8 protein-coding genes are annotated in these 14452 nt (G+C 34.6%); 3 read left to right on the forward strand and 5 right to left on the reverse strand.

Translation table 11 applies throughout. The annotated features are described in order from the left end of the window. Positions 1-11 precede the first annotated feature (11 nt). From JI750_RS14465 to JI750_RS14485, 5 genes are all read right to left on the reverse strand, one after another. Positions 12-1520, reverse strand: a complete 1509-nt coding sequence (locus tag JI750_RS14465) for a sodium:solute symporter (RefSeq protein WP_202003292.1) — start codon at positions 1518-1520, stop codon at positions 12-14. 168 nt (positions 1521-1688) lie between these two features. Further along, positions 1689-2516, reverse strand: coding sequence for an N-acetylmuramic acid 6-phosphate etherase (gene murQ / locus JI750_RS14470; protein ID WP_202003294.1), 828 nt, complete (start codon positions 2514-2516; stop codon positions 1689-1691). A 291-nt stretch (positions 2517-2807) separates the two neighbouring features. After that, positions 2808-4010, reverse strand: coding sequence for an exo-beta-N-acetylmuramidase NamZ family protein (locus JI750_RS14475; protein WP_202003298.1), 1203 nt, complete (start codon positions 4008-4010; stop codon positions 2808-2810). Between the two features lie 254 nt (positions 4011-4264). Further along, on the reverse strand, positions 4265-5998 hold the full coding sequence (locus JI750_RS14480) for a RagB/SusD family nutrient uptake outer membrane protein (protein ID WP_202003300.1): 1734 nt from the start codon (positions 5996-5998) through the stop codon (positions 4265-4267). Positions 5999-6023: 25 nt separating this feature from the next. Continuing rightward, positions 6024-9311 (reverse strand): SusC/RagA family TonB-linked outer membrane protein, encoded by a 3288-nt coding sequence (locus JI750_RS14485; RefSeq protein WP_202003303.1) that lies wholly within the window; start codon positions 9309-9311, stop codon positions 6024-6026. Between the two features lie 250 nt (positions 9312-9561). On the opposite strand from JI750_RS14485, the gene JI750_RS14490 reads away from it, so the two are divergent. The 3 genes from JI750_RS14490 (at position 9562) to JI750_RS14500 (ending at position 14440) form a co-directional block, all read left to right on the forward strand. Then, a complete protein-coding gene (locus JI750_RS14490; RefSeq protein WP_202003305.1) occupies positions 9562-10311 on the forward strand; it encodes a DeoR/GlpR family DNA-binding transcription regulator in 750 nt (249 codons plus the stop codon). Between the two features lie 331 nt (positions 10312-10642). Then, a complete protein-coding gene (locus tag JI750_RS14495) occupies positions 10643-13558 on the forward strand; it encodes an FAD-binding and (Fe-S)-binding domain-containing protein (protein WP_202003307.1) in 2916 nt (971 codons plus the stop codon). 54 nt (positions 13559-13612) lie between these two features. Then, positions 13613-14440, forward strand: a complete 828-nt coding sequence (locus tag JI750_RS14500) for an alpha/beta hydrolase (protein ID WP_202003310.1) — start codon at positions 13613-13615, stop codon at positions 14438-14440. The last annotated feature ends 12 nt before the right edge of the window (positions 14441-14452 follow it).

A 14452-nucleotide genomic window follows, 5' to 3' on the forward strand; every position in this document is an offset into this window, starting at 1 on the left:
GATATGCTGAATTAGAAACTTATTTCTTTCTCACTTCGCGTACTAGTAACAAATAAACCTAAATAAGTAATTAATCCGTTTAGTATAATTAATTCATTATCAAAAACATATCCTGCAAATAAAACTTTAGAATATTCATTGATAAAATAGGTAAATAATGGAGAAAGCAAACAGATAAACGGAACCAGTTTGTCGTTTACGTGTCTTGATTTTTGGAACAAACCAAAAGCATATAATCCTAATAATGGACCATAAGTGTACGAAGCAACCTTAAAGATCATTCCTACGACCGAACTGTCATTGATTGAGTTGAAAATTAGGATGATAAAAAAGATTAAAATAGAAAAACTAATATGTACTAGATGTCTAATTTTTACGGTGTTTTTCTTATGGCTGTTTTCTGCTTTGTCCATGCCTAAAAAGTCAACACAGAAAGAAGTTGTTAAGGCTGTAAGGGCAGAATCTGTGGTTGCAAAAGTGGCAGCAATAATCCCTAATAAAAATACGATTGCAGGAATTAGCGCTAAATGATTTAATGCAATTTCAGGGAAAAGTAAATCGGTTCTAGGTTTTCCGGTAATTAAATCGGTTGGAACAGCGATTCCGTTTTTGTTGGCATAGATGTATAATAGTGCTCCAACGCTCAAAAAGAAAATATTGATTACAACAAAGATTCCTGTAAAAGTGAACATGTTTTTTTGTGCTTCGCCAATGTTTTTACAGCTTAAGTTTTTTTGCATTAAATCCTGATCTAAACCTGTCATGGCAATGGTTACGAACATTCCACCCAGAATTTGTTTTATGAAATGGAACTTGCTTCCCATAAAATCATCAAAGAAAAAAATCTTAGAATAATTACTGTTTTTTACTTCTTCAAAAGCGCTGATGGCACTTAAATCCATTCTGTCGCAAATGAAATAAATAGTAAGAAAAACAGAAGTAACCAAAAAGAATGTCTGTAAAGTATCGGTAATAATAATCGTTTTTAATCCGCCTCTGTAAGTATAAGAGAAGATTAAAAGCAGCGAAATTAAAACAGTAAACGCAAAAGGAACATGATAAAAATCGAAGACAAAACGCTGTAAAACGATTACCACCAAATATAGTCTGAATGCTGAGCTGATAGTTCGGCTGATTAAGAAAATTGAAGCTGCTGTTTTATAGCTAAAAAAGCCCATTCTTTGCTCAATATATCCATAAATCGAAGTCAGATTCATTCTATAATATAAAGGCAGCAATAATTTGGTAATGACAATAAATCCAAGCGCATTTCCTAAAACAAACTGAAAATATTTAAATTGTTCACCGCTTGGCGCTCCAACTTCACCAGGAACAGAAATAAATGTTACTCCAGAAAGAGCCGTTCCGATCATTCCGAAAGCAACTAAATACCATTTTGAATTTTTATTGGCAGTAAAAAAGGCTTCATTTCCGCTGTCTTTTCTGCTGACTCTGTGCGATATATAAAATAATGTTCCGAAATAAATGATAATTAGTAGAAGGATGGTACTTGGTGTCATTTTATGGTTTTGGTGATTTTTGGTTTTTTAAAATAATTCAGATCAGAAATTTTTTAAGTGACCTAACAGATTTTAGTCTGTCAGGTCGGTGTTAAAAACTCCAAAAAATGAATTTATTCAGCTTTTGAATTTGTATAAATCTATAAAAAGATTTTGATAGTGTGTTTTTTAGTTTTCCTGATTTTTGGTGTGCGCTAATAAAACAGCTCGCACACTTTTATGTTTTTGCAATAATTCATCGGCTGCCTCATATTCTAAATCAAGTTCTTCCATTATCATTTTGATAGCGCGTTTTACCAGTTTTTCGTTAGAAAGTTGCATGTCAACCATTTTGTTTCCTTTTACTTTTCCTAATTTGATCATTACCGAAGTAGAAATCATATTTAAAGTAAGTTTTTGAGCTGTCCCTGCTTTCATTCTCGTACTTCCCGTTAAGAATTCAGGACCTACGATCAATTCAATCGGGTAATCAGCTTCCTGAGCGATAAGTCCGTTACTGATGCAAGAAATACTTCCTGTCTTAATATTGTGTTCTTTTGCTTTTTTCAAAGCACCTAAAACGTAAGGTGTGTTTCCAGAAGCTGCAATTCCGATAATCATATCTAAGCTTGAAATTTCATACTTTGCTAAATCTTTCCATGCTTGTTCTGTATCGTCTTCTGCATTTTCTACTGCCTTTCTAATAGCAGTGTCTCCACCGGCAATAATTCCGATAATCATATCATGAGGAACACCAAAAGTAGGAGGACATTCAGATGCATCTAAAATTCCAATTCTTCCAGAAGTTCCAGCTCCGATATAAAATAATCTTCCGCCCAATTGCATTTTTTTTACAATGGCTTTAACCAGTTTTTCTATTTTAGGAATTTGCTCTTCTATAATATGCGGAACCTTTTTGTCTTCTGTATTAATGTTTGTAAGAAGTTCTTTCACGCTCATTTGATCCAAGTCTTTGTACAAAGATTCTTGTTCAGTTTCAGGATTTTTATTTTTCATTTTTCTTTTTTTTGATTGTTGAAACTACAATTCTTCAAATGTCAGTTTCTCTTTTTACATTAATATTTTGATATTTTAATCTAGAATGGAATTTAATTTTAAAACATAGAAACACAGGTTTTGATTTTTGTTTAAAAAGGTAACCAATCTTTAAAAAACAAACCAAAGAGAAATACATTTCTGCATAGCAATATATATGTGTGTGTTTATGCTAATGAAACGCTTTTTTGTAAGTCTATCAAAGTCTATGTTTCTATTGTTTAAAAAATTAAGTCTAAGGGAACTGAAATATTATTTATAAATCAGATATTTTGTTCGCATTTTTTTGAAGGCTTCAAGATCTTTCTGCCAAGTTTTTCTTATCTCTTTTTCAGAAACACCGCTTTCAATTTGCTGCTGTAATTTTTTTGTTCCTGCCAGTTTGGTAAAAAATCCGTTAAAGAATTTTGTTTTGTCGCTGGTATTCTGGTACGCTTTAATAATCCATTTCAGTTCTAATTGTTTCAATTTTGGATATGTCGTTAAATCTTCGCCAAAACATTCTTTTCCATTGTATAAAGGATCTTTTGCGCCAAAATTTGGCTTCGGAGTAAAACTGAAATTGGTTTTAGTCAAATATGGAGAACCGTAGATTTGAAATTGTTTTTCAGTTCCGCGCCCCATACTCACATTTGTTCCTTCAAAAAGACATAAACTTGCGTATAAATTTATAGATTGATCATTTGGTAAATTTGGAGACGGTTTTACCAATAAACTGTATGGCATTGTTCTGCTGTAGTCTACGCAAGGAATAACGGTTAGTTTACATTGAGCGCCATCTTTTAGCCATTTTTCTCCATTTACCATTTGCGCATATTCACCAATTGTCATTCCATGAAGAAGCGGAATAGGGTGCATACCGACAAAACTGGTAAATTCTTTTTCTAAAAGCGGTCCGTCTACGATAGAACCATTTGGATTTGGACGATCAAAAACAATAAGCGGAATGTTATTTTCTGCGCAAGCTTCCATTACATAATGCAAAGAAGAAATGTAGGTATAGAATCGTGCGCCTACATCTTGCAAGTCAAAAATCATGACATCAATTCCAGATAACTGAGTTGGTTTTGGTTTTTTGTTGTCGCCATAAAGCGAAATAATCGGCAATCCTGTTTTCGGATCTTTTCCGTCAACGATATGTTCGCCGGCATCGGCTGTTCCTCTAAATCCGTGCTCGGGAGCAAAGATAGTCTGAACATTAATTTTTTTCTCCAATAGAAAATCAACTACATGGGTTTTATTAGATAGAATTCCGGTTTGGTTGGTTACAATTCCGATTTTTTTATCTTTTAATAAAGGAAGGTATTTTTCGTAATTGTCAGCTCCCGTTTTTATAACAGCGTTATTGATTTCTGCTGAAATAACGGTTTTATTTGGCTGAATGGTTGCCGAATATGACGTAGCACAAAACAGAAATGCTGTAACAAAAGCACTTTTTGCTATAAATTTTATCATTTTAATACAGTTATTAGTTAGAGACAAAATGGACTAATAAAATTAAGATTTTATCGGAGTATATGAATGTTTTAGGCAGATTTGGGGAATCTAAAAACTAACAAGATATAACCTGCATGAATCAGGATTAACTTTTCTATTTGACCTTTTTATTGGTCACAATGTGTCTAAAAAGAGTATTTTAAAATACTGCCTCCGAAAAGTCTCACGTCGGAGGCAGTTGTATTAGATGTGATTTTTCAGTTGTTACCGAATTACCAACCTGGATTTTGTTTTAATTCTACACCTTGTGCTTTGTATAAATCAATGTCATTCGTTGGAATGTTCATTAAATAATGCTTAGGTTCAAAAGTTCTTGTACTTGCTGGGTATATTTTTACATAACCATTAGCATCAACGACAGTTTGAGAACCAACAGGAGTTCCAATTCTAGCACCCAGATTTACATCAGGATTTTTTGATGTGTCTAAATAATCACCTTTTTTCCAACGGTAAATATCAGCTTGTCTTAATGTTGTCCAGCTCATGAACTCGATTTGACGCTCACGACGAACTTCCCAAATCAACGGATTTACAACACCAGAAAGTTGTTCTAACGAAGAAGTTCTTCTTGGATCATTAATTTGTACTCCATTTGCAGAAGCATTTACTCCATCGGTAGTCAAAGGAGCAATTCCAGCACGTGTACGTACTTTATTGATTGATAAATCAAGATCGCTATTGGTTGCAGTTCCTAATTCAGCGCAAGCTTCAGCATAATTTAAATATACTTCGCTTAAAGTAAATAATGGAGCATCTGTATAGTTACGTCCTCCAGTTGTTACATCTGGACCTGTTGTAGCAGGGTTGTTGTATAATTCGAATACATATCCAGACATTGAAACCAAAGCTGCAGTACCAAAAGGTTTTCCTTTGTAACCATAATTAGCTGGGTTTACCGTTTTTGCAAAACGCGGATCTCTGTTTGCAAATGTTTTTGCAGCAGTATCATCACCTGTGTATTGGCTATTTCCAGACTGTTGAATAGGCAATCCGTTTGTTGTTACATAACTGTCAGCAGCCCATTTTGTTAATCCATACTGAATAGTTGAAGTATTCGTATAGTTTTGAAGAGAGTGCATCAATACGTTTGTTAAATAACGTTTTGCTAATATCACTTCTGTATTTCCAAGTAATTCAACTGAATTGTAAAGTCCTTTCCAATCTGCATTCAATTTGTAGCTTGGATTGTTCATAATCATTAATGAAGCTGCTTTTGCTTTGTTTAAGTAAGCGCTTCCATCTTGACCTAAATGGTATTTTCTATATGTACCTTCGTAAAGACAAGCATTACTTAATGCAGCGTAAGCAGTGTATTTGTTTGCAGTAGCGTTTTTATCATCGTTAACCAACATTAAATCTGCTGCTTCTTGAAGTTCTGCTATTACTTTGTCCATAATTTCAGCTCTTGGTTTTGAAGGAGCATATACTTCAGCATCGCCTTGAGCTAAATATTTGTCAGTATAAGGCACATCACCAAATTTTTGCACTAAACGGAAATACGTATAAGCTCTGAAAAATTTTGCAACTCCAATATAATGGTTCTTTTTTTCTGTTGACATGCTTACTGTAGGTACTTTTTCCAGCATCAGATTACAACGACGGATAAGTGTGTAATACTCATTCCAAGAATAAAGATTCGTAGTTGCAGCTGTAACTGGCATTTGGTAGAAAGTAAATGCAGACAAGTTATCATCTACTCTGTAATCACTTCCATGATAGTAGAAAAAAGAAAGTCCGATTGTAGTTCCGTTTCCATAACCATAAAAAGTATCATAATTAAGCCATGAAAAGGTTTTTACGTTATCTTCTGACTGCCAAAAGTTATCGTTTGTGAATTTATCTGCAGGATCATCTGTAAGATAATCTGAACAGCTAACTGCGCTTCCTGCAAGTAAAGCAGTTGCAAACATTAGCAGAAACTTAGATTTTATATTATATTTTTTCATTGTATGAGTTTTGAATAGTTAGAGATTAGAAAGCGATATCAACACCAACTGACCATGTTTTAGTGTAAGGATAAGCTCTTCCCCAGAAAACTTCTGTTTCGTCAATTTCAGGATCTACAGGAAGACGTTTGTCTGCCCAAGTCGCAATATTTTCACCAGAAGTATATAATCTTACTTTTTCTAATCCTGCTTTTTTCACAAGAACCGCTGGCAAATTATATCCGATAGTAAAGTTTTTTAGACGGAAATAAGACATGTCTAATAAATATCTTGTTGAAGTTACGAAGTTATTTTGTCCGTTTGTACCAGAACCAAAGGTATTCGCTTCGTTACCATAATATGGATTTGGCCAATAAGCACCTGTGTTTTGTGGAGTCCAGTAGTCTGCTTGGTTTTCATACATTTGCTGAGGTGCACGGTAGAAAGGCAATACAGCATCTGAAGCTGCCCAGTAATCACGTTTTCCAACTCCTTGGAAGAAAGCAGAGATATCAAATCCGCGGAATTTTCCACCCAATGTGATACCATATCTGTAACGAGGTGTAGAGTTACCAATTTTACGTAAATCCCCATGATCATCAGCAGTTCCAGCTCCACGAGTAATAGCTCCATCACCATCTAAATCTAAATAGTGAACGTCTCCAGCTCCATATTTAAAGTTACCACCCATTGTTTTAGAGTAGTCAACGCCATTTACCGTTTTACCATTGTTAGTAATTACATCATCAGCCTGAAGAAGTCTATCACTAGTTAATCCCCAGATTTGGCCAATTTCGTAACCATCATAATATGGTTTTGTATCAGTTGTTACTAAAGCTAATAATTTAGAAGTGTTGTTCCATTTTGTGATTACCGATTTAGAATCAGATAAAGCAAGATCAACAAAAACAGAAGCAGTTTCGCTAAGATTTTTATTAAAGTTTAACGAAAGTTCCCAACCTTGAGTTCTCATGTTTCCTGAGTTAGTCTGAGCAGAAGTCTGTCCAAATGAACCTGGAAGAGTTATACCAGGAGCAAGCATTCCTTTTGTATCACGCTGATACCAATCGAAAGAAGCACCAAGCATATCCAATATTTTAACATCGATACCCACATCTTTGGTCATTACTTTTTCCCATGTTAATGCAGGATCTACGTTTGTTGGTAAATTTGTAGAAGGAGGAATAGTAGCACCACTGTTAATCCAAGAAGGATTTTTAGCTGTCATAATCGATAAGAAAGCATTGTTTCCAACATTTTGGTTACCAATTGATCCGATAGAACCACGTAATTTAAGGTCGTTTAACCAGCTACGAGTTCCTTCCATAAATTTCTCGTTTACAATTTTGTATCCTACAGAAGCAGAAGGGAAGAATCCCCATTGTTCGTTAGTTGGGAATCTTGAAGAACCGTCATAACGAGCGTTAAGCTCTACTAAATAAATTCCGTTGTAATCATAGTTCACACGTCCAAAGAAACCTGCAATTGAATATTCTGTTACCGTTGGGTTTAAATCTGTGTTTGCAGCTCCAGAAACAAATTGCTCACCTACAGCAAGGTTGAATTCTGGTTTTGATTTATCTAAAAGCGTATTTCTTCTTGCATAGTTGCGAGATAAATTTTGCCATTCTGAGTTGAAACCAGCTAAGAATTTAAAATTATGTTTGTCAAATTGTTTTTTATAGTTACCATAAATGTTTACCACATTTGTAGTTGACTCTTGTTTTGACTGTCCAACAAAATCATTTCCTGTTTCAAGAGTTGCAGGAGTAGCAGTTTTAATTGTGTTGGCATCATATGGCATTGCAGACCAGCTGTCCCATGCTAAGAATTTACCACCATTTTGCTTTCTGTTGTAATAATCGTTTACACTGCTTATTTCAGTGATAAGGTTTAAATCTTTTGTAATATCAGCTGTAAATCTAGCACTTACTCTTGTATTACGTTTATTGTTTTCGTTTCTAGAAGCATTAGATAAATATCCTCCAGCTGTACGGAAATTGTATCCTCTGTAAGTTCCAAAATTCGGGAAATATTGTCCCCAACGAAGTGCGTAACCAAAGTAACCTCCGTAACCTGTATCATCAGTTCCAGAACCACCATAGTAATTAAACGGCTGATCGTAAGAACTGTTGATTGTCATTACTTTGAAATCTCCAGTAAGCCAATCTGCCAATTTTGTTGTAAAACCTAAATTGATGTTGATTCTTTGTCTCTTTTCCTGATTTACTCTTAACATACCATCTTGGTTTGTAAGTCCGAATGAAGCAAAGAATGAACTTTTATCTCCTAAGTTTCCTTGTGCAGAAATATTGTGTGTAGTTTGTAATGCATTGCTAGCATACAATTCTTTATTAGCATCCCAAACTCTGTAAAAATAAGGAACACCATTTTTTATTTCCCAATCTTCTCCATAAACCATTTCACGGCTTGTACGATTGTTTGCGTACTTTTCTTTCCAGTTTTTAATTCCGTCTAATAAAATGCTGTAGTTCTGACCAAAAATCTCTGGAGTAGAGCCGTCAGTTCTTGTTCCTGCAGCAATTAATCCTGGAATCTCTTCTGTTGGATCTAAGAATTTAAGCGTAGAAATCGGATTTACAAAAGCAGTATTTGCTGAATACGAAAATCTCACTTTTCCTTCGCCTGTTTTTCCACTTTTTGTAGTAATAAGAACTACACCAAACGCAGCACGAGCACCATAGATAGATGCAGAAGCAGCATCTTTAAGTACAGACATCGTTGCGATATCATTTGGGTTAATTAATGATAAATCTGTAGGAACACCATCAACTAATATTAAAGGATCATCTGAACCATTAACAGTACCCGCTCCACGAATGTTGATTTTTGCGGCACGGTTGATATTTCCTGAGTTGAAATTGATGTTTACACCAGGTGTAGTACCTTGTAAAGCTTTACTAACATCCGTTAACGGTCTGCTTCCAATTGTTTTGGCAACATCAATATTTGCAACAGCTCCCGTTAAGTTCGTTTTTTTCTGAGAAGCAAAACCTACAACAACAACTTCGTCTAGTTTCGAAGTGCTTTCTATAAGGCCAACATTTATTTTCTGTTGGCTTTCCACTTTAATTAACTGGGTTTCGTAACCCATATAACTAAAGCTTAGCGTACGTCCCGATGCTACAGAAATGCTGTAGTTTCCATCAAAGTCAGTTGTAGTACCGTTATTTGTTCCTTGAATAACGACGCTGACTCCAGGAATCGGAATTCCGTCTGATTTGCTTTTTACTGTTCCAGTAACTGTTTTTGCTTGTCCAAATGCTGTTTGAATGCACAAAACCAACACTGAAATAAAGAGTAACTTTTTCATGATTAATCTGGTTTTTTATGGTTGTTGTTGAGCAAATATATTTATTTATTGCATATAAATGCATTATTTTCTGTTTTTTTTCGAAAAATAATTTAAAAAACGCAAAATAACGCAAATTTTAATAAAAAATTAGAATTGAATTTGTTTTGAAAATCTTACTAATGCATGATTTTGCAGTTTTTAGACTCTTTTCTGATATGGAATGAAATATTTGATATATTTGCGATGAACTTTAACTTTTATAAAAAAGATGCTGAAAGCCGAAAGACATAAATATATAATGACTAAACTTATTGAAGACCAAAAAGTTGTTACAACAGATTTAGCTTTGGCTCTCGATTTGTCTGAAGATACAATAAGAAGAGATTTGAATGAATTGGACAGTAAAAAGCTGTTAGAAAAAGTATACGGCGGTGCGGTTCAGGTTAAAGAGAAATCTGCAAATGTCTTTGATATTGCTATAACTGCAGAAGAACAGAAAAAACAAATCGTGTCAAAAGCATTGTCATTACTTCATGACGATCAGGTTATTATAATGAGTGGAGGAAGCACTAATCTGGTTTTCGCAAAGTTAATTCCGGCCGATTTAAAAGCTACAATATATACGTATAGTTTACCGATAGCCATGCAATTGTCTCAGCATCCAAATATTGATTTGATTTTTATTGGAGGGAAAATGCAGAAAAACGCAATGGTGACAATTGGTATGGATGTGATTCAGGTAGTTTCTAAGATTAAAGCTGATATTTGTTTCATTGGAGCCAGCAGTATTAATATAAAACAAGGACTTACAGAAGTAGGTTATGAAATTTCAATTGTCAAAAAAGCTATGATAGAAGCTTCTGACAGAGTAGTTTCCATGTTTGCTTCAAATAAACTAAACACCAAAATGCCACACGGCGTTTGCGATCTTACCCAGCTGGATACTATTGTAACAGAATTAGATCCAGAAGATGAAAGACTAGATGAATATAGAAAATCTGGAGTCTTTATCTTATAATTTTGAACTTATCGACCGTTATTTTTGCGTTTTGTTGCGGTATCTTAATTTTATTATGTTAAAAAACGCAAAATAATGTATTTGTATGCTTTTTGTATCTATATTTGTTAAAACTAATTTTATTAGTCAGATATATTTATGAAAATCAATCCTTCGTGCACTTGCTATTTTTTCAGGTGTAATTTGAAGAAGTTCAATGCTTCCAAAAGGAACTTTAATAAATATTGAATTCTAAATAAAATTTAGAATGTCTTGTTTTTGCATAATGTCTTTTAGCAAAATGTAGAAATAAAACATGTATTAAAGAACCAAAAGCAACAGAACCAATTAAATGTCCGATTCTCTCCAATTACAAGAATTAGAAACTTCTTTAGAAGGAACTCTTTTTTATGATGACCTTCATAAAAAAATATATGCTACAGATGCCTCTGCTTATAGAATTATGCCTCTTGCCGTGGCTATTCCAAAATCAGAAAATGATATTATAAATATTATTCGGTTTGCTTCAAAAAATAAGATTTCAATAACGCCAAGAACAGCAGGGACTTCACTAGCTGGCCAAACCGTTGGAAGCGGAATCATTGTAGATGTCTCGAAACATTTTAATAAAATTGTTTCTTTTGATCCTAAAAAGAAAACTATAACCGTTCAGCCTGGTGTAATTCGAGATGAACTAAATTTATATTTAAAACCGCACGGACTGTTTTTTGCTCCAACAACATCAACAACCAATAGATGTATGATTGGTGGAATGGTCGGAAACAATTCATCTGGAACAACCTCAATTCGTTATGGTGTTACCCGAGATAAAATTGTAGAAATAAAAGCTGTTTTGAGTGACGGAACTACGGCGGTTTTTAAAGATTTAACTTCCGAAGAATTTATAGAGAAAACAAAAGGAGATTCTTTAGAAAATAAAATCTACAAGACTATTTACGAAGAACTTTCGAACAAAGAAAACCAGGAAGAAATCTTAAAAGAATTTCCAAAGCCAGAAATTCACAGACGAAATACAGGTTATGCGATTGATGTTTTATTGAAATCAAAACTTTTTTCGGGAACAGAAGATACCATCAATTTAGGAAAACTCCTTTGCGGAAGTGAAGGAACTTTGGCATTTACGACAGAAATCACTTTGAAAGTAGACGATTTGCCACCAGTAAACAATATTATGGTGGTGGCGCATTTTCATACCATTCAAGAAAGTTTGGAAGCCGTTGTTACAGCCATGAAACATCATTTGTACACTTGCGAAATGATGGATGACACCATATTAGATTGTACCAAAACCAATAGAGAACAGGCTAAAAACCGATTTTTTATTGTGGGCGAACCAAAGGCAGTGATTATGCTCGAAGTGGGATCACACATTAGTATGGAAGATGCCGAAATGCAAGCCGATGCTTTAATTAAAGATCTTCAAATTAATGGTTTCGGATATGCCTTGCCAAAAATTTACGGAACCGATATTGACAAAGTAAACGAAGTAAGAAAAGCAGGTCTTGGACTTTTAGGAAGTATTGTGGGCGACGACAAAGCAGCCGATTCTATTGAAGATACAGCGGTTGAATTGAGTGATCTTCCCAATTATATTGCTGATTTTGCAGCGATGATGGAAAGGCACGGACAAAGTGCGATTTATTATGCGCATGCTGGAGCGGGAGAACTGCATTTGCGTCCGAAGATAAATTTGAAAACAAAAGAAGGGTTGCATCAGTTTAGAAATTTATCTACTGAAGTAGCGCATTTAGTAAAAAAATATAGAGGTTCATTAAGCGGTGAACATGGTGACGGAATTCTACGCGGAGAGTTTTTGCCGTTTATGATTGGCGATAAAAACTACGAACTGCTGAAAAGAGTAAAAAAAGCATTTGATCCTGACACTATTTTGAATGTTGGCAAAATTGTAAATGCTTCTAAAATGGATGAAAACCTTCGTTTCGAAGCAGGGAGAGTAGAGCCTGAAATAAAAACGATTCAGGATTTCTCTGATAGTTTAGGAGTTTTGCGTGCTGCCGAAAAATGCAACGGATCGGGCGATTGCCGTAAAATGCCTTCAGCAGGCGGAACTTTATGTCCAAGTTATCGTGCCACAAGAAACGAAAAAGATACTACGCGTGCGCGTGCAAACGCTTTAAGAGAATATCTGACGAATTCTGAAAAAGAAAATAAATTCGATCACGAAGAATTATACAAGGTTTTTGAATTGTGTGTAAGCTGTAAAGCCTGCGCAAGCGAATGTCCGAGCAATGTAGACGTAGCAACTTTAAAAGCTGAATTTTTATACCAATACCAAAAAGCAAACGGATTTTCTTTCCGAAATAAAATCTTTGCTTTCAATTCAAAATTGAATGAATTGGGAAGCATTGCGCCATCTGTTACCAATTGGGCTTCTAATCTTTCATTCGTTAAAAAAAGAATGGGAATTGCGCCTGAAAGACAAGTGCCTTTATTGGCTCCAAAGACCTTTAGAAAATGGTATGAAAAGAACAAAAAAAGTAACATAAACAGTTCTTTTGAAAATGGTAGTGTTTATCTTTTCTGTGATGAATTTACTAATTACTATGATGTTTCAGTCGGAATCGATGCGTACGAACTGTTGACAGAATTAGGTTACAGAGTAATTGTAATTGATCATGAAGAAAGTGGAAGAGCTTTTATTTCAAAAGGTTTTCTGGAAGAAGCACAAGAAATTGCCAATAAAAATGTCAATACGTTTAAAAATATAATTTCTGCAAATACGCCTTTAATCGGAATCGAACCTTCAGCTATATTGACTTTCAGAGATGAATATCTCCGATTGGCTGCAGATAAAGAAAGTGCTGAAAAAGTAGCCCAAAATACCTTTACAATTGAGGAATTTTTTAAAAGAGAAATTGGAAACGGAAAAATTCACGCAGATCAATTTTCTGAAAAAGAGAAAAATATCAAAATTCACGGCCATTGTCATCAAAAGTCATTAAGCTCAGTTGAAGCTTCTTTTGCGATGCTGAATGTTCCAAAAAATAATACCGTTACGATTTACAATTCGGGCTGTTGCGGAATGGCGGGTTCATTTGGTTATGAAAAAGAACATTACGAAATCAGTATGAAGATGGGAGAAGATACGCTGTTTCCGAAAATCAGAGCGACAGAACCATCAACAGCAATTGCGGCGGCGGGAACTAGTTGTCGCCATCAAATTTTTGACGGAACGAACAGAAAAGCCATGCATCCCGTGACCATTTTAAAAGATTGTTTGAAATAATTTTTTGTATTTTCCCTGTGCTTTTCAGAAATATTATTTAAAAAAACATCAATTATGAAAAAAACAATTTATTCAATCTTATTACTGCTTTTTGTTTTTACGGCTAAAGCTGCTAAGGTTGATACTTTACAGGTTTTTAGTCCTTCGATGCAGAAGAATATTAAAACCTGTGTAATGGTTCCGGATAATTATAAAAAGAGCAAGAAAGCATTTCCTGTTGTTTACTTGCTTCACGGCTATAGCGGAAATTACCGTTCATGGGCAAAAGATTTTAAGGAACTAGGAAAACAAGTGGATCAATACGGTTTTATAGTGGTTGGTGTAGACGGGAATTATTCAAGCTGGTATTTTGATAGTCCGATAGATCCGAGTTTTAAATATGAAACTTATGTGGTAAAAGAGCTAGTTCCGTTTATGGACAAACAATACAGAACAATTGCAGACCGGAAAGCAAGAGCCATTTCAGGTTTGAGCATGGGGGGTCATGGTGCTTTGTATTTATCATTCAAACATCAAGATGTTTTTGGAGCAGCAGGAAGTATGAGTGGTGGAGTAGATTTTCGTCCGTTTCCTGAAAATTGGGATATCAAAAAACGATTAGGTTCAATTACAGAATTCCCAGAAAACTGGAATCAGAACACCGTTACCAATATGTTAGACTTGGTAAAAGACAATAAATTAAAACTGATTATTGACTGTGGAGTTGATGATTTCTTTATGAAAGTAAACAGAGAGCTTCATGCAAAAATGCTCGATCTAAAAATAAATCACGACTATATTGAGCGACCAGGAGAACACAATCTCAAATATTGGGAAAACTCATTAAAATATCAGCTTTTGTTTTTTCATGATTTCTTCAACGAAAATATAAAAACAAAGTAACGTTAAGTGTAT

The sequence above is a fragment of the Flavobacterium tagetis genome, from assembly GCF_016735615.1.
Classification (GTDB): Bacteria; Bacteroidota; Bacteroidia; order Flavobacteriales; family Flavobacteriaceae; genus Flavobacterium; species Flavobacterium tagetis.